This is a genomic window from Novosphingobium sp. HR1a (assembly GCF_015594425.1).
Taxonomy (GTDB): Bacteria; Pseudomonadota; Alphaproteobacteria; order Sphingomonadales; family Sphingomonadaceae; genus Novosphingobium; species Novosphingobium resinovorum_A.
Genome location: NZ_JABXWS010000069.1, coordinates 17874 through 36312 on the forward strand (window position 1 = coordinate 17874; position 18439 = coordinate 36312).

Annotated in this window: 22 protein-coding genes; 2 read left to right on the plus strand and 20 right to left on the minus strand. The window is 66.6% G+C overall.

The window, feature by feature from the left end; all coding sequences use genetic code 11:
- Positions 1–3 precede the first annotated feature (3 nt).
- Together HWN72_RS19315 and HWN72_RS19320 are read right to left on the minus strand one after the other, a co-directional pair.
- On the minus strand, positions 4–1428 hold the full coding sequence (locus HWN72_RS19315; RefSeq protein ID WP_211151020.1) for a conjugal transfer protein TraH: 1425 nt from the start codon (positions 1426–1428) through the stop codon (positions 4–6).
- A gap of 46 nt (positions 1429–1474) precedes the next feature.
- On the minus strand, positions 1475–2158 hold the full coding sequence (locus HWN72_RS19320; protein ID WP_248006140.1) for a hypothetical protein: 684 nt from the start codon (positions 2156–2158) through the stop codon (positions 1475–1477).
- A 31-nt stretch (positions 2159–2189) separates the two neighbouring features.
- On the opposite strand from HWN72_RS19320, the gene HWN72_RS19325 reads away from it, so the two are divergent.
- Complete coding sequence (locus HWN72_RS19325) at positions 2190–2468, plus strand: AbrB/MazE/SpoVT family DNA-binding domain-containing protein (RefSeq protein WP_211151021.1); 279 nt, start codon at positions 2190–2192, stop codon at positions 2466–2468.
- The gene (locus HWN72_RS19330; protein ID WP_211151022.1) at positions 2465–2863 is read left to right on the plus strand and encodes a type II toxin-antitoxin system VapC family toxin; all 399 of its coding nucleotides are present in this window, start codon (positions 2465–2467) and stop codon (positions 2861–2863) included. Before HWN72_RS19325 ends, HWN72_RS19330 begins: the two co-directional genes overlap by 4 nt.
- A 32-nt stretch (positions 2864–2895) precedes the next feature.
- Here HWN72_RS19330 and HWN72_RS19335 read toward each other — a convergent pair whose 3' ends face one another.
- The 18 genes from HWN72_RS19335 to HWN72_RS19420 all read right to left on the minus strand — a co-directional run bounded on the left by HWN72_RS19335 (position 2896) and on the right by HWN72_RS19420 (position 18335).
- Positions 2896–3786 carry a conjugal transfer protein TraF gene (locus HWN72_RS19335; RefSeq protein WP_375154530.1) on the minus strand — a complete coding sequence of 297 codons (891 nt, stop codon included), beginning with the start codon at positions 3784–3786 and terminating at the stop codon, positions 2896–2898.
- The gene (locus tag HWN72_RS19340) at positions 3783–4397 is read right to left on the minus strand and encodes a S26 family signal peptidase (protein WP_211151023.1); all 615 of its coding nucleotides are present in this window, start codon (positions 4395–4397) and stop codon (positions 3783–3785) included. Before HWN72_RS19340 ends, HWN72_RS19335 begins: the two co-directional genes overlap by 4 nt.
- Positions 4369–5253 carry a type-F conjugative transfer system pilin assembly protein TrbC gene (locus HWN72_RS19345; protein WP_248006141.1) on the minus strand — a complete coding sequence of 295 codons (885 nt, stop codon included), beginning with the start codon at positions 5251–5253 and terminating at the stop codon, positions 4369–4371. Before HWN72_RS19345 ends, HWN72_RS19340 begins: the two co-directional genes overlap by 29 nt.
- Positions 5225–6265, minus strand: coding sequence for a conjugal transfer protein TraN (gene traN, locus HWN72_RS19350; RefSeq protein ID WP_375154531.1), 1041 nt, complete (start codon positions 6263–6265; stop codon positions 5225–5227). The genes HWN72_RS19345 and traN overlap by 29 nt, the downstream gene beginning before the upstream one ends.
- A gap of 50 nt (positions 6266–6315) precedes the next feature.
- Positions 6316–8250, minus strand: coding sequence for a hypothetical protein (locus HWN72_RS19355; protein WP_211151025.1), 1935 nt, complete (start codon positions 8248–8250; stop codon positions 6316–6318).
- Positions 8247–8576, minus strand: coding sequence for a hypothetical protein (locus HWN72_RS19360; RefSeq protein ID WP_289357233.1), 330 nt, complete (start codon positions 8574–8576; stop codon positions 8247–8249). Before HWN72_RS19360 ends, HWN72_RS19355 begins: the two co-directional genes overlap by 4 nt.
- Positions 8573–9562 carry a TraU family protein gene (locus HWN72_RS19365; protein WP_375154532.1) on the minus strand — a complete coding sequence of 330 codons (990 nt, stop codon included), beginning with the start codon at positions 9560–9562 and terminating at the stop codon, positions 8573–8575. The genes HWN72_RS19360 and HWN72_RS19365 overlap by 4 nt, the downstream gene beginning before the upstream one ends.
- Positions 9563–9582: 20 nt before the next feature.
- The gene (locus tag HWN72_RS19370) at positions 9583–10218 is read right to left on the minus strand and encodes a conjugal transfer protein TraW (RefSeq protein ID WP_211151027.1); all 636 of its coding nucleotides are present in this window, start codon (positions 10216–10218) and stop codon (positions 9583–9585) included.
- Between the two features lie 4 nt (positions 10219–10222).
- Positions 10223–10459: a hypothetical protein gene (locus HWN72_RS19375; protein WP_211151028.1), complete on the minus strand. Its 237-nt coding sequence runs from the start codon at positions 10457–10459 to the stop codon at positions 10223–10225.
- On the minus strand, positions 10456–10797 hold the full coding sequence (locus HWN72_RS19380; protein ID WP_211151029.1) for a hypothetical protein: 342 nt from the start codon (positions 10795–10797) through the stop codon (positions 10456–10458). The genes HWN72_RS19375 and HWN72_RS19380 overlap by 4 nt, the downstream gene beginning before the upstream one ends.
- Positions 10794–13316 (minus strand): TraC family protein, encoded by a 2523-nt coding sequence (locus HWN72_RS19385; protein ID WP_211151030.1) that lies wholly within the window; start codon positions 13314–13316, stop codon positions 10794–10796. Before HWN72_RS19385 ends, HWN72_RS19380 begins: the two co-directional genes overlap by 4 nt.
- A complete protein-coding gene (locus tag HWN72_RS19390) occupies positions 13313–13915 on the minus strand; it encodes a TraV family lipoprotein (RefSeq protein WP_211151031.1) in 603 nt (200 codons plus the stop codon). The genes HWN72_RS19385 and HWN72_RS19390 overlap by 4 nt, the downstream gene beginning before the upstream one ends.
- 31 nt (positions 13916–13946) lie before the next feature.
- The gene (locus HWN72_RS19395) at positions 13947–15275 is read right to left on the minus strand and encodes a TraB/VirB10 family protein (protein WP_211151032.1); all 1329 of its coding nucleotides are present in this window, start codon (positions 15273–15275) and stop codon (positions 13947–13949) included.
- Positions 15272–16048, minus strand: a complete 777-nt coding sequence (locus tag HWN72_RS19400; RefSeq protein ID WP_211151033.1) for a type-F conjugative transfer system secretin TraK — start codon at positions 16046–16048, stop codon at positions 15272–15274. The genes HWN72_RS19395 and HWN72_RS19400 overlap by 4 nt, the downstream gene beginning before the upstream one ends.
- Positions 16032–16667, minus strand: coding sequence for a TraE/TraK family type IV conjugative transfer system protein (locus tag HWN72_RS19405; RefSeq protein WP_211151034.1), 636 nt, complete (start codon positions 16665–16667; stop codon positions 16032–16034). Before HWN72_RS19405 ends, HWN72_RS19400 begins: the two co-directional genes overlap by 17 nt.
- 5 nt (positions 16668–16672) lie before the next feature.
- Positions 16673–16939 (minus strand): type IV conjugative transfer system protein TraL, encoded by a 267-nt coding sequence (locus HWN72_RS19410; RefSeq protein WP_069064025.1) that lies wholly within the window; start codon positions 16937–16939, stop codon positions 16673–16675.
- Between the two features lie 132 nt (positions 16940–17071).
- On the minus strand, positions 17072–17386 hold the full coding sequence (locus HWN72_RS19415; RefSeq protein ID WP_211151035.1) for a hypothetical protein: 315 nt from the start codon (positions 17384–17386) through the stop codon (positions 17072–17074).
- Positions 17387–17582: 196 nt separating this feature from the next.
- Positions 17583–18335, minus strand: coding sequence for a DsbC family protein (locus HWN72_RS19420; RefSeq protein WP_211151067.1), 753 nt, complete (start codon positions 18333–18335; stop codon positions 17583–17585).
- Between the last annotated feature and the right edge of the window lie 104 nt (positions 18336–18439).

Genomic DNA, 18439 nt, shown 5'->3' on the forward strand with positions numbered 1-18439 from the left:
GGTTCACCGGTTGCGGCCGGCACTGGCGCCGGCGGCGTCGCGCGCGTCGCGGTCGCGCTGGCGCACGACGCCGGCATAGCTTGCCGACAGGTTCGCCTGGTTCATTGCTGCCATATACGACTGGCGCATCTGCGCACGCTGGCGCAGCACCTCGTCGCGCAGGTCGCGCAGCTGCTCGATACCCTTGGTCAGGATGCGGGTCTGGCACATGTTCGTGTTCTCGGTATCGGCGGCGCCCGCCGTGGTGGCACCGCGCTCGGCGTTCTGGAGAGCGAAGTCGATCGAGCGGGTAAGATCGTTGAGCATCTGGTAGGCGAGGGTGAGCGCGACGAGTTCGTCGGTATCGGCGATCACGCTGTCGGTGAGACCTTGCCTGACGCCCCATTCGAGCAGGCGGTAGACCGGCAGGGTCCGCACGTTAGCCACGAACTGCTTCTCCTCCGTGGTGAGAGCGGAGCGGGTCCGGATCTTGGCCGCGACCGCTTCCATCCTCTCGCGCGCCAGTACCAGCGCGCCGCGCCCGGCGCCGTTGACCGAGCAGTCGGAGGCCGTTGCGGGAATGTTGAGGGCGCGGGTGGGAACGCGGCCGGTCAGGAAATCGTCGGCGCTTTCGGTGTCCTGGTGCGGGCAGGCGGGAATGGCCGAGAAGATCGGCACCTTGTCGTTCGCATCCCAGCGCATGTAGACGTCGCCGATCCTGGCCCGCATGACCCCGGCCCAGTCGGACGCACCGACGCGCGCGGCGGCGTGCGCGAGCAGCGATCCGGTGCGGAAGATCTCGGTCACCTCGGCGGGGCAGTTCTCGAGCGCGTCCTTCAGGTCCTCGGTCGGGTTGCCCTTGTTCGCCTGGAGCTTCTCGCGGCTCTGCTGCCAGCTGTTGGCATACCCTGAGCGTATCGACTTGTAGCCTGTCATCTCCTCGACGATCCCCGACATGTTGTCGTCGCCCCTCGCGATCTGCACCATGCGGTTGGCGAGCCGGCAGTCGTTCACCTGGATCGAATTGAGGTAGTTGGTCGCCGCTTCCATCTTCGAGATGATGTTCCCCATCTTCTCGTCGAGCGTCTCGAGAAGATACTGGAAGGCGACGGCAGGCGCGGCCTGCAGGATCGTCTCCAGCTTCTCGACGAGGTATTCCGGATCGAGGAAGGACATGCCGCCCAGGAACATGTCGATACCGCCGCAGCCCGCCTTCACCTTGGGCAGCGTCAGCGACATGAAGTAGTCGTCGTGGACATCGACCCGGCCCGACATTCCGCCCGCGGTCACGTAGCCGCGGGTCTGGTCCTCGAAGCTGCCGGGCGAGGTATACGTGACGTTGTCGAACCATGTCTCGGCCCAGCCTTGCGCCCGGGCCGGTGCGGATGCTCCGCAGGCCGCGACGAGGATCGTGAACGCAAGGCTCAAACGACGAAGGTCATATCCCATGGCAGGCTTCCCGGTTGGCAATGAAGGTGACGCAGCCCCGCCATGTTCAGCGTCCCCTGGGGTTTGAGGATGCCGGCGCCCTCGTGCCGACGATCCCGGTGAATTTGGACATGGCGCGCACGCCGACGGCGGCGCGGGCCCCGGACAGCATTCCGGCGGCAAGCCAGGCGTTGCGCGCGATGTTCGCTTCGTGATCGGTGCCCACCGCGACCGGCACCATGCGGTCCGGATCGCCAAGCGGGCGGACCCAGGCAACGGGATCGCCTACCCAGGGAAGCCCGAGCCGGCCCGAACGCAGCATCGCTTCCTGCCGCCCGATGGTCCGCACCTGCCAGCCATAGCGGCGGCTGAAGTCCAGAAGTCTGGCCCAAAGATCGCCGCAGGGCACGCAGCCGGGCGCGGTGCTGATCTCGATCATGTAAAGCGGGGCCTGGCCGCGCAGCATGCTGGTGAAATCCGGCGGGAAGTCATGCGTGACCGGCACGCGCGAAAGCCATGCCCGGGTCTCTTCAGCCGTCGATACCGGATGGATGGCGGCACGCAGGGCCTGCATCCTGTCCGCCTGTACCCGGCCCGCGTCGGCTCGGCCTGTGTGGGCCTGGCCTGCGTGGGTTTGGCCTGTCTGACCACGTGCTGCTTGCTCCCGCGCGGTCTGCGATTCTGCGGTAAGCGGCGTCATCGTCATGGCCGCTCCGCCAAGAACCAGCTTGAACGTAATGGATATTGCCATTACTTTATCGCGTATCGAAAGGAAGCCTGCGATGACCGCTCTCAACGTACCTGCCAGGGATACGACCCTTACCGTAACCGCCAAGGGGCAGATCACCTTGCGCAAGGACCTGTTGCAGCACCTGGGTATCCACGCCGGGGCCAAGCTTACCGTGCACAAGCTGCCCAACGGACGGCTCGAGGTCGAGGCCTCCCGTCCGAAGGGCAAGATCACCGAGGCGTTCGGCATGCTGAAACGCGAGGGCCGCAAGCCCGTTTCGATCGACGAGATGAACGACGTGATCGCGCAGGGCTGGGCCGGCGAACTGTGAAGATCACCGCCGATACGAACATCCTCGTCCGGGCCGTCACCGAGGACGATCCGGTGCAGGCGCCGATCGCCCAGCGTCTTCTGGCCGAGGCAACGCTGGTTGCCATGCCGATCGCGTCGCTCTGCGAGTTCGTGTGGGTGCTGGGCCGGGCCTATGGTTTCTTGAAGGCGGACATTGCCCGGACCATTCGTGCTCTCGTAAACGGCGACAACGTCGAGGCCGATCTCGGCGCGGTCGAGGCGGGCCTCGCGATGCTGGAAGCCGGCGGCGACTTCGGCGACGGCGCGATCGCGCACGAGGGCAAATGGCTTGGCGGCGAGACATTCGTCTCGTTCGACCGCAAGGCGATCGCGTTGCTCGAAGGCCAGGGCGAAACGGTACTGCTGCCGTCCTGAGGGGCGTTCCGGTATCGGCGCAGGAATGGCGGTCATGGCCGCTCTCCGGCCAGCGCGGCTCTTTCCGGAGACGCTACGCGCGGATCGCTTGCCGCGACCGGGCCATTGGCGAGCGCATCGAAGAAGCCGTTCTCCTCGCCCGCAGCGGTCAGCCATTGCTCGAGGCGGATGTCGCCGCTGAGCAGGCGAACCGCCTGATAGGCCATCTGCGCAAGATTGGGATAAGTCTCGACTCCCGCCGCGATGACCATGCGCTGGGGACTGCTTCGGCGGATGACCATCGTCGTCGGCGTGATCTTGACCCCGAAGCGTTGCCCGAGTTCGGGCCTGCGGTCGAGGTCCATCAGGCTGACCTGCCAGCCCATCTCGTCCTGGAAGCGCTGGACGATCGGCCACTGCACCCTGCAGTAGCCGCAGGACGTGCGGGCGAACATGACGAGCGCGAATTCCCCGGCCTTCGCGCGTAGGTACTGGCGGCGCACCTGATCCTGTTGCGCCCTCAGTGCATCGCGGGCTTCACCGACCATCGGGTTGGCGGCTTTGGCATTGAGTTCGGGGTAAGTGAGCAGCGCAAGCTGGGTGACGCCGGCGAAGGCGCGCGCCTTGCGCCTCGCGAAATCCTCCAGGCGCCAGAAGTCGGCGACTGCGTCGATGGTGAGGACGGTCGCGGCGTAGTCGCGCTGCTGTTCGATCAGTCTGGCGATCCGGGGCGGTGTCCAGCTTGCCAGTTCGGTCATCGGCGGGATCACCGGCCTTTCCAGGACCGGTGCATCATCCTGCGGCGGTTCGGCCGGCTTGGGCAGCTCGTACCACCAGTACCCGCGCGCCTCGCGGCCCTCTGCTGCCAGGGCGAGCGGCTGCGCATCGGCGGAACCTGCCAGCGCGGTCATCGCGCCTGCCATGGCGAACGCCAGACGCTTCACAGCAGCTTCTCCATGCGCGTCAGCCGCTCGATCGCGACAGGGCCGTAGTAGCGACTGTCATAGCCGTCGGGATGGTTCGACCCGACGAAGACCATGCCTTCCGGGATTCGCGGGTCGTCGGGAAGCCAGTGCCTGAGGCGCCTGCCGCTTCGGGCGACGGGCTTGCTGATGCCCATCAGGCGGCCGTCGCAATAGTACCAGGCGTTCGTGCCCCGGTTCGCTCGCTTCGCCTTCACCGTGCCGGGGGCTATTTCCACCACCGCAATCGGTTCGCCCGGCATGCACAGCGCGTACTTCGTGACATTGACCGGCTTCGGACCGGCGAGTGGATCGGAAAGCACGAAGGATACCAGGTCGCCGCGCCGGATGGTTCCGCCCGTGCGGTGCACGATCCAGGCATCGATCGACGGGGTCATAACCAGCGTGACCTGGGGCATGATCCACCAGGCCAGGAAGCCGACAGGGAGCACGATGCCGTAGGCCTTGAAGAGCTGCGCTGGCCTCGCGGGCTGGCCAAGACCGCTGGCGCCGAGCGCCACCGCGGCGCGCAGCGGCAGGTCCATGCATTCGCAGGTGAGACGCTTAGCGCTGCGCCAGACGAGCGAGAACATCGCGCACCTCCTTCTTGCCGCCAAGGCGGCCATATTCCTCGAGCAATCCGGTGAGCGCCGCGTCGCCCAGGACGAGATGCGCGGCGCGGGGACTGGCGTCATCGCGCTCGCAATAGGGCAGGGTCGGATCGCCCGGGATCATCGCCAGAGCCGGAACCTGCACTACTGCGTGCTGGCGAAACACCAGCGGATCGACGATGACCTGCACCCCGCGCATCGCGCAGGCAGGGCCTTCGCAGCCGGGATCGCGCCGCAGGATCGCCGCCGTCAGCTTCGCCATCGACGCGACCTGGCGCATTCCGCCGGGCATTCCCCGGAACGCCATGACCCCACCCGCGCGCTCGAGCTGGCCCGCGTAAGTGCGCAGCACCGGGACCGGCATCGAGGAGGACACGAACAGCACCGGGACCCAGCGCTTTGCACTGGTCGATGGGACCACGCCGGCAAGTGCGACGGCTTCGGGCTGTTCCAGTCCCAGCGCCTGCGCGATTCGGCGGCTGGCACGCTCCCGCTCGGCAGCGAGCGCTTCGCGTGCGGCCGCGACATCGGCGCCGGCGCGCTTCGCCATCGCCGGATCGTTCCTGCGCCTGTTCACCTTGTCGAACGCGCGGCGCTGCGGTGCCGTGTCGGGCATTGCCGGCAGTACGGGCGAGGGGACGGGAGCGGTCCTCGCCCTGGCCGCAGCGCGCTTCACACGCTCCATCGCGGCATCGCCCTGGGCCTGGATGCGGGCCCGGGCATCGGCCTCTTCGGTCTTCCCCGGGGCGGGCGATCGTGCGTCCGCCCCTGATGCAACCAGGGCAAGTCCCGCCAGCAGCAGGGCGCGCCTACTGGCCGATCGTCTGCATATAGGCATCGATCTTGTCCTTCATGTCGATCTGGATTTCCGCCTCAGCCCGCGCCTCGATCTCCTCGTAGTATTCCGAGAGATCCATCCGGCTGAAATCGAGCGCCTGGAACTCTTCGGGCGTGAAGCCGCGGCAATAGGGCTTCTTTGCAGTGCCCCAGCCTTTCTCGCTGAAGCTTCTGAGCTGCGGGCGGCCCTGTTCCTGGATGATGCGGCCGAGCTTGGTGTTGAAGCAGCAATGCCCCCTCGCTTTCTGCACGCAGACGCCGAGGATCTTCGAGGAGCAGTAGCTGCCGACTTCGTGGCACATCCCCGAGCCGCGCAGCATGCCCACTTCCATGTCCTCCTGGTCGCAGCCCTGGAGCAGCACCTCGATCATGAAATTGACGGCGAGGCTGATCGCGATCGATGTCGGATCGATGCCGACGATGATCGCGTTCGCTCCCGCGCTGGCTGCCTGGCTCGCCGTCGCCCCTGCCTTGAACGCCGTATAGGCCGCTTTCATGCCGGTGAAGACGCCCTTGGCGACCGCGATCTTGGTCGAGATCGAGGCGACCGAACCACCCATCCCGTCCTTGACGATCCTGCCCTTGTCCTTGCAGCAGTTCTGGAATGTCGTGCTGAGCCCGGCAGGGCGGCAGCGCGCTGCGCGGCCCGAGAAGATCTCGATCGTCCCCAGGCAATTTCCATCGCCATCGACGGCGCCGTCGGCCTCGGCGCCCGGATCGTCGATGGCGGGCTCCTCGACCACGGGGTTGGTGCTCACGTCGATACATGCAGTGGCGGAGCACGCAGCCGCCCCGCCGCTCGCAGGGACTTCGCAAGGATACTGGTCCCCGAGCGGGCAATGCAGCGAGCCGACCTTGTCGGGGCTGCACGCCGCCTGGCCGATGGGGCACATCCAGCTTCCGGACGCGGTCAGATGGCAGCTTGCCGTCTCGCCTTCGTCGGCGGCATCGCCGTTGCCGTCGAGATCGACCGCGCAGAGCTGCTGCGCCGCCGCGCCTGCCGGGGCAAGCATCGGCCCGGCCAACAGGATTGCCGCGGCGGCGAGGACGGTGGGGACCGGCCTCATCGCACGCTGCTCGTGCAGACCATGTCGGCGCCGCCGAGCCGGACCGACTGCATCATTACCGCCGCTTCGGCGAAATCGCCCAGACAGCCGCATCCCTGGACCAGCTCCTCGCCTTCGCCGGCCGGACAGACATCGGCGTCCTGGCAGGTGCGATAGAAATAGTCCCAACCGATCGGGTCGGTCTGTTTCGCGCCGGTTACGCCGTCCGGCGCGGCGGAGGTATTCGCCTGCGCCCTGCGGGTCTTGCAGAGCGGCTCGCAGGTATTGACCGTCCCGCGTTCCGGCATCGAGAAGGCGCGGGTCGTCAGCGTCTGGCTGCCGTCGGCGTTCGCGATCCGGTCGGCGAGCAGCGTCTCGGTGGAGTGGTCGATGATGTAGGCAGCGCGCGAGAGATCGGGCTCGGAAGCCGACCCGAGATCGACGGTGCAACGGTAGCTGCGTTCGCGCAGGAAAAAGTCGCGGGATACCTGCGCGGTGCAGGCACCGGTGCCGACAAGCCTGGTCTGGGGCAGCGGGGCAAGGCCGGTGTTCACGCCGCTGCGCCAGGTGCTGACCCCGTCCACCGTCTCGTCCTGCAACCGGCATTTCGCGTTCGAGGCATAGGCCGAGCACGTATCGACGAGCTGTTCGCTCGGCTCACATCCGGTATCGAGGCTGGCCTCGATCGCGGCGTAGGCTTCGCCGCCTTCGGCAACCGCCACGCGCAGCCAGACATCGTGATCGCCCTTAGTCATCCTCGACGTGAGATCGAGACCCGGCGTAAGGTAGAACGCCCCCTTCTTCTCGCACTTGCCCGGCGGCAATCCGGTCCCCGTCCAGGTCTGCGGCCCCGAGCCCAGCAGCTCGCCGTCCACGCGGATCTGCGCCCAGTCGTCGGCGCCGAAGCGGGTCAGCAGCACCTGGCGTACACGATCGGCCTCTTTGACGCGCAGGGTCATGTGAAAATCGAAGATCGAGCAGGACCCGCCCGAAAGGCTGTTGTCGCTCGGCGAGCCCATGACGAACGTCAGGCCTCCGGTGGCCGTCGTGTAGGTCGAGTATCCCCCAGAGATCCGATCGATGATGGCCTCGGGCGTGATCTCGTCCTGCGAGACCTGCCGGGTGATGGTGCAGCTGCGGGTAACCTCGGACGTCCCCGAGCCGGTCGAGGAGGCGGCCAGGGTCTGGAACACGCTGCTCGCCTGCGACGCGGCATAGGCATCGCCGGCAATCGAATTCGGGTTCGCCCGGTATGCCGTCGCCGCGACTTCGGCCTGAGACGTGCAGGATGTCGTCTGCGCGCCGGTGTAGCGAATGACCGGACCGTCGATCGTGGCCTGCGCTATTCCGACGCGCGGATCTGCGCTGGTGAGCGCGCCGATGACACCGCCGCCGAGATCCTTCAGGACCGAGGCCATGTTGCCCCAGACGAGATTGCTGCCGCAGCTGGCGTTGACGCAGTAGCAGCCGGCGAGCTCGCTCAGTTCGGCCTCGCTGAGTTTGAGCGCCCCCGAGGCCGACGTATCCCAGCGCAGGAAGCGGCATGCATCCCAGGTGCCTGGGGTGCAGGCGATCACGCCGTTGGCACAGATACCCGAGATCGGCACGGGGACGGTCAGAGCCTCGTCGAAGCTGCCGTTAAGATCGCGGTCGCGCGAAATGCTGAGCGTGCCGATGTCGCCGGTCGCGCCGGGCTGCGCGATGAGTTCGAGCATTGTCGCGGTCTTCTGGCAGGCCAGATCCGGGCTGAATGCCTTTGAGGAATCCACCGTGGTGACGCTCGTACCGGCAAGGCCGGGTGTCACGTAGTTGCGCAGCAGCGCATCGCTGTCGCCGCTCTTGGCGCGGGCTGCGGCTGCAGCGGCGCGGGCATGATCCTCGCTCGTCTGCGCGTGGAGCGGTATAGTCACGACCGCCGGCAGGGCGAGGAGGAGCAGTGCGTGCCTCTTCATGGCCGGATCCCGCCCGGGACGACCTGGCGCGATCCGCGCCGCAGCCGGAACAGCAGCACGCCGTGCGGGGGCCCAGGTATTTCGGCGCGAAACACGGCCTGTCCCTCGAAGACGGTCAGCGTGGCCACGATGACAGGCGGCGAGGAGGGACACGCCGCCTCGTCATCGTCTGCATTCAGGGCCACGCCGACCGTCCGACCGCCGCCGCTGGGGGAGCACGGCGCCGGTCTGACCGCAAGGGCAGCGAGGAGGGCAATGGGCTGACGGGCAAGCCATCGGCTGATCCCCGCCGGTCCCATGCGGATTTCGGGAGGGAAGCTGCTCACGGCGTCGATACTCCCGCGCAGCAGATCGTCTTTTCGAAAAGCATGAACTGGGCATTGTCCTTGCCCGGGGCATGCTTGGCGCTGGTCCAGAGCGCGCCTGGCCGGCCGATGTTGACGCATTGGCCGCCCTTGACCGGCTCCATCAGCTGGAACTTGTAGCGGCTCTTGGTCCACACGGGCTGGGGAATGAACGAACAGCCGTCGGCCGAACTGACGGTGAGCGCGCCGAGCCGGCCCATCATGAACAGGCCGCGCGCGGCAAGGCCGGCCCAGGCCTCGACGCTGTCCCCGAAATGGATGTCGCCTGCCACCGGATACGTCGCGCCCCACGAACCCATGCACCAGAACAGCGGATCGACGACCTTGCCCGCTGCGGCCGCGGCGCTGTCGGCCATGCAGGCGAGGCCCGCCGCCGGGTTGCCGAACAGGATCCCCTCGGGCTGGATGATCGCGCCCAGCGTCGCCGATTGCCAGGTCGGCAGCACCTCGGTGATGAGCGCGACGTCGAAACCGTCGTCCTCGATGCACGGCAGGTCGGTGAACATGTCGAGCATCTTCCACACTGGCGAGATGTAGTAGTGCATCTGGGCGAACATCTTGCGCGTGTTGGTGCCGTCCGCGAGGCTGCTCTGGCTTCCCTGGAGCTTGCCGCCGGTCGGCATGATGTCGGCGCCGAGCGCCATCATGCAGCCGGGCTCGGTCACCACGTCGACCATGCGGTTCGGCGTCCAGAAGCTGACCTTGACCCCGAACCAGAAGGTCACGCCCTTGCGGCACGCGCACAGCGGCTTGGAAGCCGACTGGGCGTCGAGGGTCTTGCCGAGTGGATCGCTTGGACCGATCTTTACCCCGCCGATGGTAATCGGGAAGATGCAGTTCCAGCGCACCTTGGTAATCGGATTGAAGACGGTCCCGGCCTCGCAGCTGGATGCCTGGACGGGCATTGCAATCACAAGGGCCGCCAGCGCGCCGCCGAGCGTCACCATCTTGCGTAGCGAGAGATTGGTCATGGCGCCGCCTTTCGCGCGGCCTTGCCTGCGTCCACTTCGGTCAGGACCAGTTTCTGGCCGGCCTGGGCGACGATCACCGGGGCGACTGTCAGCCCGAGCCGCGCCTTCACCCGGTCCTCGAGCAGGAACAGCGCTCTTCCGTGCCGTTCGCCCAGTGTGACGGCATCGGCATCGCCGGGACTTCCTGCCGCCAGCAGGATGAGATCGGCAGGCTTCGCCGTGCGCAGCGCCCAGTCGAGTTCGGTCGGATGGACGACGACGAGACGCTGTGGAAGCGAGACGTAGGCGAGGGGATTGAAGCTGAAGCCTTTCGCGTAGAGCAGCTTCCCGTCCGGCAGCCGGATGTCCCGGTCGAGGGTATAGAAGGGCACGACCGTGCGGATCCGGTCTTCGCGCGCGGCACCTAGCGGCGCCGCTTTCAACGCGGACCAGTTCTCGCGCGGTCCCAGGGCCGTCGCCATGGCAGGAGCGCGCGCCGCGCGGGCTTCGATTTCGCTCAGCGCATCGGGTTCCGCGATCGGCCATGTACGGCCGATGGTGCTGCTTGCGGCGAGGGCTGCCGTCGAGGTCGAGGCTGCAGCGGCAAGGGCGATTGCCACCCATGCCGGCTGGAAAATACCAGGACGGGACATAGGGCTACCGACCATGGCGGGGTCGTCCGGGCGAGGGGCGGTGATGGCCTCTCTCGCCGATCGCGGCGCCGATCAGGGCTGCCAGCGTGACGAGCGCGGTGACGCCCACCAGCACGCGGAACTGGTCCGGCACCGCGGGCAACTGCCAGGCGATACAGGACTGCACCAGCAGCAATCCTTGGCTGCCGATGACGAGGCGGATCGAGGCCGGGGCCGGCGTCGCGGAGAATATCCCGTTCATGTCCTTCTCCGGCGGCGCAGGTGCGATACGAGCTTTCCGAATGCGCCCGACAGGCCGATCAGGAGCATGCCGCTGGCGAAACATCCCGCAGCGACGATGAGCCCGGCGCGAAGCGCGGGGAGGACCGGCTGGTGAAGCGCGATCCCCGCCACCGTCACCAGGCTGCCCATCATGACGGTTTCGATCGAGACGAGCCGCACCCGCCAGCGGAACGCCGCGGCTTCCGCCCGCGCCGCGGCGCGCTCCTCGATGGCCGCCTCGATTACGGCGAGCATCGCCGGATCGCGTTGCCAGTCGAGCGGGAGCCGGTCGGGATGAAGGATGGGCGCCCGTGTCATGCTGGCGTCCCGGCCTGACGGTGGGCGGCGCCCAGGACCTGCGCCGCATCAACGCCGGCGAGTGTGCAGACTGCTTCGAGCGGGCTCTGGCCCTGGCGGAGCAGCGCTTCGAACGCGGCGACCTCGCCCGGCGCAGAGGTGTTGATCCAGTAGCTGAAAGGATCGACGACGAGCCGCGCGATGCCGAGGCCGAGCGGGGAATCTATGAACACCTCCGAATAGTTGGGCTTGGCGTTGCGGACCGATTTCAGGAGGTCGAGGACGAAACCCGAATAGTCGAGGATCTTGTTGTCGACCGCCTTGTCGTATGTCGAACCCTGCAGCAGGAACTTCGTCGCCGCGTTCTCGAGGATCACCTGCCCGGTGCCGCCGAACAGCATGAGGTCGTTCATGCTCTGCAGCACGATGCCGAAGCTGCCCTGGTACTTGCGCGCCCGGCGATAGCCTTGTCCGAATGCCTCCGCGAGCCGCGAGAGATCCTGGCCGTCGCTGCGGCTCATGAACTGCGCAGCCTCGTCGCACAGGACGAAACGCGGACGCCCGCGGTCCGAAAGATAGAGTTCCTGCGTGACGGCGTTGACCACGACCATGACGATCACGTTGAAGAGATCGGGCAGGGCTTTGAGCCGTTCGAGTTCGAGCACGACGAACTCGTCGCTTCGGATGTCGAGGGTCGAGGGACCGTTGAAGAAGTGGCCGTAGGCACCGGCCGATCCGAAATCGCGCAGGTTGAAGGCCAGTTCGCGCGCTACGGGCACCAGATGGTCGACGCGGTCGAGATCGGAGGTCACGTTGTCGGGATAGCGGCCGAGCCAGTCGCGCACGGCATCGATGCCGTCCTCGCCCCTCCCGCCGTCGATGGTCCACTGAACGGCGGACTTGAGGAGGTTCCACTCGGAGGTGGTGACGGGCTTGCGCGTCGAGGCATTGGCCATCTCCGCGACGATCGCGACCGCCATCGCGATCGCCGATTGCTTGTCCTCGCCATCGAGCGCGAGACCCATGTCGAAGGGGTTGAGGACAAGGCGCTCCTCGCCGATGTCGATGTAGCGGCCCGAGCACAAGGTGCAGAGCTTGCGATAGCTCCCGCCGATGTCGATGATCCGGATCAGTGCGCCTTGGGCGTAATACTGCTGGCACAGGTTGTTGAGGAGGAAGCTCTTGCCCGCACCGGATTCGGCCGAGACGATGAAGTTGTAGTTGTTGATCCTGGGATCGAAGAGATCGAGCGTGATGAGCTGGCCCTTGCGTCCGACGTAGAGCAGAGCGGGACGCCCGCCGCCGCGAAAATCGGTCTGGACCGGCGCCATCAGCGTCGCGGCCTTGACCGGCATGCGAAAGTCACGCTCCAGCAGCTTCAGGGTACGCTTCTCGGGATAGAGGCCAAACGGCAGGCTGGCGGCGAGCAGCACCGGCAGGAGATAGCTTTCCTCCTGCACCATGAACGGCAGCGGCTCCGATTCCCACAAGCGCTTGGCGCGCGCGGCCATGTCGCGCGCGTGCGCGCTGTCACGCCCGATCACCCACATCGCCGGGATCACCGAGACGAAGCGGCTGTTCGAGGCTTCGTCGAGGATCCATCCGATTTCCTCGATCTGCTTGCCGACCTCGACCGCGAAACTGCCGGCGGCCTTCTGCGCGGAGAGGATCTGGGCGCGCTTGTGGATCTCGAACTGCGAATGATCGAACAACACCGAAAGACAGTAGAGGAACGGTCCCCCGATCTGGTCGCTGTCCTCGGCGCTGCCCCGCATTCCGCCCAGAAGCCGGTTCGCGCGTTCGGCAGTGATCCGGCGTGCCGGCGCCTTGGGCGTCAGGCACCGTGCGACCTGGTCGCCGAGGAAAACCTCGGGCCCCTCGAAACACAGGTCCGGCCCGGCCTCGATGATCTGGCGGGCGACCGCGGGTGCCGGCATGCCGCCGACGCCATGCTCGAGGAAGACGCCCGGCGCCGAGGCGAAGACGCCGTTGAAGACGCGGCGGTAGAAGCTCACGAGTTCGGCCGGCGGCAAACGGCGAATGCCCATCTTGGCCAGCTGCTCCTCGACCTGGCGGCGCAGGTCCGCACCGAGCGTCACCCGCGTCTTGATCGCGAGGAAAAGCCGGAAATCGCGCACCGGGATGCCGTTGAGGGCATCGAGGCCGCCGGTGCCCGCGCGCAGGTAGTCGGCGGTGCGCCGCGCCGAGGCCTGGACCAGCGGATCGGGGCGCACCTTGAGGTTGAGAAAGGCATCGAGCGCGGGGTCGATCAGCGGGTCGGCGAAGGTGATAAGCTGGAGCACCGTTCCTTCGGGAAAATGGATGTTGAGGAGGCCGAGCAGCGCCTGCTGGACATGGGCGAACATGTAGGCTGCGGGAACGAGTTCCCAGGCCTGGCCCCAGCCATCGTCGATGCACAGGAATGCCTCCTCTTCCTCGACCCAGGCGAGCATGGGGAGGAAGTCCGAGTAGGCATCGCGGGAGACTGCGGCGCGCAAACGCTGGTAGCTGAGACCACCCCGGGCGGAGCGCGCGCTCATGGCCTGTGCTCCAGTTCGTGCGAGCCGGGTCGGCTGACATCTGTGTCTGCGACTGCATCTGCGTCCGGCCCGTCGTTGTCGCGCGTCGTGTGCAGAACCGGAGCCGCGGGAACGCGGCCGCCGGGTTCGACGAGGTAATCGCCCACCACCCACGCAGGCCTGTCTACGATCGAATAGACATACCGGGCCATGTAGAGGCGATCGGGCCGCTGCTTGTCCGCATAAGGCAGGATAAGCGTGCGTACCGTTTGCGAGGGTTTCAGCATCGGCGAGGATGAGGTTTCCACCAGCGTACCGATCTTGGCGTCGCCAAATTGCGGTGCGGCGGAAGGCTTTGGTTGCCGGCCTTTGCGATCCTCATTGGCTGAGCCGGTTGCCTGGCCAAGCAGTTTGCGGTCGTTGGTCACCGCCGCGTCCGACTTCGATCCCCGGCCCGCCAGAGCATCTGCATAGGCCTGGTCGGGATGGATGCACTGACCGTGATCGCTGTTCTTGCAGGAGAACTTCTCGCTGTAAGGCGACATCACCGAGCCGACAGCGGCGCAGGCTGACAGGCCGAGAAGGGGAAGGGCGGGCAATGCAGAACGTAACCTGACCATGTTCCGGGCTCCTTTCAGCATGATGCATCGATCAGAATTTGGCGCTCGCGCCGGGTTTGATCTCGAGGGCGATGCCCTCCTGGATCACCACGACGACATCCTTGGCCGCTCCGACCTCGACGATGGGGCCGGCCTGGCGGGCGAGGTCGAGATAGAAGTCGGTGAGCTTGTCCGAGGACTTCGAAAGCCCTCCGGCGATGCCGGTCCTGGCGGCATCGGCGGCATCAAGGGTCCGCACCGAGCCCAGCGCCGATGTCGAGGTGCTGCCGAAGGTGCCTTCCACCGATTGCGAGATGCCGCTGATGGTCCCGGCGATGAAGGCCCGCGCCAGCGTCGCGCCTGCGCGCGTCACCACTTTACCCGACAGGCCCTTCTTGCCGTCGGTATCGACGAAGAAGCCCTTTACCGGCTGGTCGACCACCGAATGCTCGTCGAAATCCACGCAGGACAGCGAGACGAGCTGAACCTCCACGCGCTCCTTCGCAAGACTGCCGGTGGCATTGCCGATGACGAAGCATCCGGCGAGGTTCGCCTTCACTTCGTTGGGGAGCACTGCGGGCGCCTGGACGCGTGCGATGATCGGTTCGGGATTACTCGTGGCGTCCCGGCTCGCCAGCGCGTCGATCCCGGTCAGCAGGCGGGCCTTCATGAAACCAGGTGGTAAATAGATCGTCCGGGTCTTTTTTTTGGACGAAGTGGACGCATCGGTGGAGGTCTGCGGCAGGGCAACGCTCGTCGCCGAACCGATGCCGCCAAGGGTCTTTTCGACCGGCGGCGCGGGCGGCGCCGGAGATGCACCCGGTCCGGTCGGCGGCGCGGGCAACCTGTCGGCATCCGCCGAAACGTCGCCGATCTCGGGTGGATAGGGCAGGGCCGGCACGGTATCGGTGAGCGCAGGCGGCAGATCGTCGCCGCCTCCCTGACCGCCGGCGGCCGCCTTGCTGCCGGGAAGGACCTTGCCTTCTTCGATGGCCGTGACCCTGTCGCCGAGCAGTTGCTGACCATCGAGCACTTTTTTCAGGTCGCCGCGCAGCTTCACCTCGAGGCTGTCGCCGCGCAGCCCTGCGCCCATGTTGAGCGAAGCGGCCGGATCGGCGGGTTTCACATCCTCCTCCCCGCTCGAAGCGAAGTAGAGAGCAAGGCCAAGCACACCGACCACGCCGGCGACCGCAGCCTGGCGTGCCCGCAGCCGCTGCTTCGCGGACAGCCGTGACCACCGCGCCTTCCAGTCGAGCGAAAGCCCGGGGCGGACGCGATCCGCGTCGTCCCGGTACACCGCTTCCTGTTCCTGCAGATGTGCCTTGTAGGACGAGCGCTCGCCGGGGACGCCCACGCCGTCCATGTCGTCAGGGCCGTTCATCTTCCGGCTCCGCGGCGGACGACCACGAGGCTGGCGGCCTCGCCGGCTCCGAGACGGATGCGGTCCAGAGTAACCGCGAAGATGCGCTCGCCCAGCGCGGGATCGACCATCTGACGTTCGTCGAGCACGGCAGGCGCGTCCGTCTGCAGCCGATATTGCGAAGCGGATAGGCCGGTGCCCTCGATGGCGATCCGGCGTTGCTCCGTGATCTGCACGCCGGCCAGGGCCGCGAGGCGTATGCCGCCCATGGCAGGCGCGACTTCGCTGAAGCTGGCGGGAATGCGATCGGCAAGCAGGGCCATGGTGATCGAGACGGCGCGGTCCTCGTCGGCGAGCGCGGCGAGCAGGTCGGCGTTCGCCTGCGCCCTTTGCCGCGCGCCGGGTACGAGCAGCACGCTCTGGGCCGGAATCTCGGCGGGCTCGGCGTAGAGCGGGTACGTCGCCCCGTTGCAGGTCACGAAGAACTCGGCGGGCTGGGTCACATAAGTTCGCGTGACCTGGCCGGCATCATCGACCTCGCGCGTCAGGAACTTGATCCAGGCGTCGGCGCCGCCTTTTTCGACCGCGAGGCCCTTTTCGGCCGAGAACTTGACGTCCTCGATCTCGCCGCCCTCGCACACCACGTGGTTGATGTCGCGGCTGGAGAGGCGGATGTGGCTCGTCTGGTCTGGCAGAGCCTGGATCGTCTGGGCCGCTGCCGGCATCGCCAGAAGCACCAGGATGAGCATCGATGGGACGCAAGGGATGGCGCGGCGTTCAATGGGTTTCGGCATCGAACTGCTCCTCGGAAAGACGGGTGAGCCAGAAGCGGCCGTTCTCGATGCGGTATCCGATCCGCAAGGTGCCCCTGAACTTGCGGATGACGCCGCCGATGACGCGGACCTTCTCGACCGGCACCAGGATCTCATAAGTCGTCCAGCGCACGGGCTGGTCACCCCGGATGTAGGTGGCGATCGACAGCGTGGGATTGTCCGTGAGCTCGTCGAGCACGGCGTTGAGGCTGTCGCGCATGGCTGCGTAGGCCGATGGATGAACCAGTCCCAGCAGCTCCTGGAACTGCCGGTCGGCGGAATAGGCCGACCAGGTCCCCGACAGCGCGACGATGTTGCGCGTTACCGCGACGAGGTAGGCTTCGGACGGTTTGCTGCCCGAAACATAGAGGTCGCCTGCGGAACCGAAGGGTACGACGATGGTACGGGCATTCTGGTTGGTCGTGTAGATGACCGTGCCGAGGACGAGCGTCACCCCGAACATGCCGACGACCGCGACCTTGAGCAGGCGGTTCTCCTCGAAGAGATTCGCCGATCCCTGCAGGTAGCGATGGATGCCGAAACTCGCAGGTTTCCCCAGCAAGGGGTCCGGCCGCTTCGTCTTGTGTCCGATGAGCCCCATGGTGCCTACTCGAAGAAGCGGGTCTGTGTCGGACCCGGATAATGCGGAAAGGAGACCAGCCCCCAGCGCCAGGCGAGGTGGGGCAGATAGCCCCGGGGCTTTGTCCGCTTCCACGGGATGAAAAGGAGAAGGGCGGCGATGAGCGCCCAACCGACAAGTCCGCCCACGATCGCGGCCACGAAAATGCTCGAGGTCGCGAGCAGGAACTCGTCCGATCCGAACCACAGGATCTGGACCGGACGATGCAGATATTGCGGAAGACGCTCGTCCATCTGCCCTTCTCCTCCTGCTTCATGACACCTTGCGAAGGTGCCGGTTTCCGGGGACCGACCATCGGTCCCCAGTTCGTTGCCCGCGCGGGCGGCCCTGGCAGGTAGGCCAGGAGCGCGGCTGCGCAGGATATTTCAGACGACCATCCCGAAGGTCTGGAGGATGGAATCTGCCTTGATGAGGCAGACGGCCGCGACGATGGTCGGGATGCCGATCATGATGTTCGAGAAGAGGCGCGAGACGCCGAACAGGAAGGCGGCGACACCGCCCACGAAGCCAAGCGGCCCCTTCACGCCCTTGTTCACGACGATGTCGTAGATGTCGTAGCCGAGATCGCCCTGGGCCGGCGCCGAGAAGGCGTGGGCCGGCCCCGCGATCAGGGCCATCACGCCCAAAGGGAGGCCGAGATTCACCGCCGCGAGGGCACGACTGCCGATTTTGCGCATCATGGTATCACTCCTTTGCACTGCGGAGCCGTCCGCACATTCGCCTGCCGGCATCGACGATGATCGGTGTCGGCCGGGGCGTCGGTGGACGGCTCCATGAGCCCGTCGCCGCCGGCATCTCGGTTCATTGTCCCGGCCGCGACCGGCCATGGGCCAATGCCCTCGCAATCGGTGGGCGCGCCTTCGCGCACGGGAGAGGTCAGCGCGGCGCCTCGCCGCCTGAGGCCTTCGCGAATTTCGGCTTGGCGTGCCGGTCGAGGAAAGCCTCCAGCTCGGCCTGCTGAAACCCGGAGATGAGCTTGCCGTCGGCGATAAGCGTCGGGGTTCCCGAAACGCCGATCTGCGCGACCAGTTCTGCATCTTCGGCGACTTTGGTGTGTCCGGCAGTGCATTGGCGCAGCGGGGCAGGTACCTGCCCTGAATAGGTGGCCTTGAAAGCCGCTTCGCGATCGGGCGAACACAGGATGTGTTCTGCCTTGGCGGCGGCGGCCGGATGAATGCCGCTGACGAAGAAGATAAGCCGCCTGACGGGCTTTCCTTCCATCGCTTTCGCGTTCCAGAACCGATCGAGCGCCTGGCAGAAGCCGCAATCGGGATCGGTGAATTCGATCACCGTCGGAGCGTCCATGGGACCGATCGCCAGCGCCTTGGCGGGATCGATCGCTTTCAGGCGGCGGGCTGTGCCTTGCTCCTGCGCCAGTGCGGTCAGGTTGACGCCGTTGCGATCGTAGACCGCGGCGAACAGCAGATGTTCGCTTTGCGGCGCGAAATAGATGATCTTCCCCCCGGCGCTGGCCTGATAGATCGGGCCTTCGACCGGTGCCGGGCCGAAGTCCTCGAAGCGCAAGTTGGTGAACGTCTGGTGGAGCTGCCGCTCGGCGCTGGCCTGGGCATCGGCCAACGTATCGCCGGGCTCATTGCCATGCGCGGGACTGGTCGAAACGAGTGCCATCAGCGCTACACCGATGAGCCCACCGGCCGCAATGCGGGGTCGATGCCGTCCGGGTAAGCCGGACGTCGACAATTTGGAACGCGGCATGGACGGAAGGCTTCGGG

Bases quoted from the DNA above. Each gene is read 5' to 3' on its own strand.
- HWN72_RS19415 (WP_211151035.1), bottom strand. From the start codon at position 17,386: ATGATGCGCAAAATCGGCAGTCGTGCCCTCGCGGCGGTGAATCTCGGC.
- HWN72_RS19390 (WP_211151031.1), bottom strand. From the start codon at position 13,915: ATGGTCAGGTTACGTTCTGCATTGCCCGCCCTTCCCCTTCTCGGCCTG.
- HWN72_RS19375 (WP_211151028.1), bottom strand. From the start codon at position 10,459: ATGAACGGGATATTCTCCGCGACGCCGGCCCCGGCCTCGATCCGCCTC.
- traN (WP_375154531.1), bottom strand. From the start codon at position 6,265: ATGCTTGCCCCGGCAGGCGCGGCGGCGCAGCAGCTCTGCGCGGTCGAT.
- HWN72_RS19380 (WP_211151029.1), bottom strand. From the start codon at position 10,797: ATGACACGGGCGCCCATCCTTCATCCCGACCGGCTCCCGCTCGACTGG.
- HWN72_RS19400 (WP_211151033.1), bottom strand. From the start codon at position 16,048: ATGCCGAAACCCATTGAACGCCGCGCCATCCCTTGCGTCCCATCGATG.
- HWN72_RS19345 (WP_248006141.1), bottom strand. From the start codon at position 5,253: ATGCCTATATGCAGACGATCGGCCAGTAGGCGCGCCCTGCTGCTGGCG.
- HWN72_RS19325 (WP_211151021.1), top strand. From the start codon at position 2,190: ATGACCGCTCTCAACGTACCTGCCAGGGATACGACCCTTACCGTAACC.
- HWN72_RS19395 (WP_211151032.1), bottom strand. From the start codon at position 15,275: ATGAACGGCCCTGACGACATGGACGGCGTGGGCGTCCCCGGCGAGCGC.
- HWN72_RS19365 (WP_375154532.1), bottom strand. From the start codon at position 9,562: ATGGTGACGCTCGGCGGCGCGCTGGCGGCCCTTGTGATTGCAATGCCC.
- HWN72_RS19420 (WP_211151067.1), bottom strand. From the start codon at position 18,335: ATGGCACTCGTTTCGACCAGTCCCGCGCATGGCAATGAGCCCGGCGAT.
- HWN72_RS19405 (WP_211151034.1), bottom strand. From the start codon at position 16,667: ATGGGGCTCATCGGACACAAGACGAAGCGGCCGGACCCCTTGCTGGGG.
- HWN72_RS19320 (WP_248006140.1), bottom strand. From the start codon at position 2,158: ATGGCAATATCCATTACGTTCAAGCTGGTTCTTGGCGGAGCGGCCATG.
- HWN72_RS19355 (WP_211151025.1), bottom strand. From the start codon at position 8,250: ATGAAGAGGCACGCACTGCTCCTCCTCGCCCTGCCGGCGGTCGTGACT.
- HWN72_RS19315 (WP_211151020.1), bottom strand. From the start codon at position 1,428: ATGGGATATGACCTTCGTCGTTTGAGCCTTGCGTTCACGATCCTCGTC.
- HWN72_RS19340 (WP_211151023.1), bottom strand. From the start codon at position 4,397: ATGTTCTCGCTCGTCTGGCGCAGCGCTAAGCGTCTCACCTGCGAATGC.
- HWN72_RS19410 (WP_069064025.1), bottom strand. From the start codon at position 16,939: ATGGACGAGCGTCTTCCGCAATATCTGCATCGTCCGGTCCAGATCCTG.
- HWN72_RS19385 (WP_211151030.1), bottom strand. From the start codon at position 13,316: ATGAGCGCGCGCTCCGCCCGGGGTGGTCTCAGCTACCAGCGTTTGCGC.
- HWN72_RS19370 (WP_211151027.1), bottom strand. From the start codon at position 10,218: ATGTCCCGTCCTGGTATTTTCCAGCCGGCATGGGTGGCAATCGCCCTT.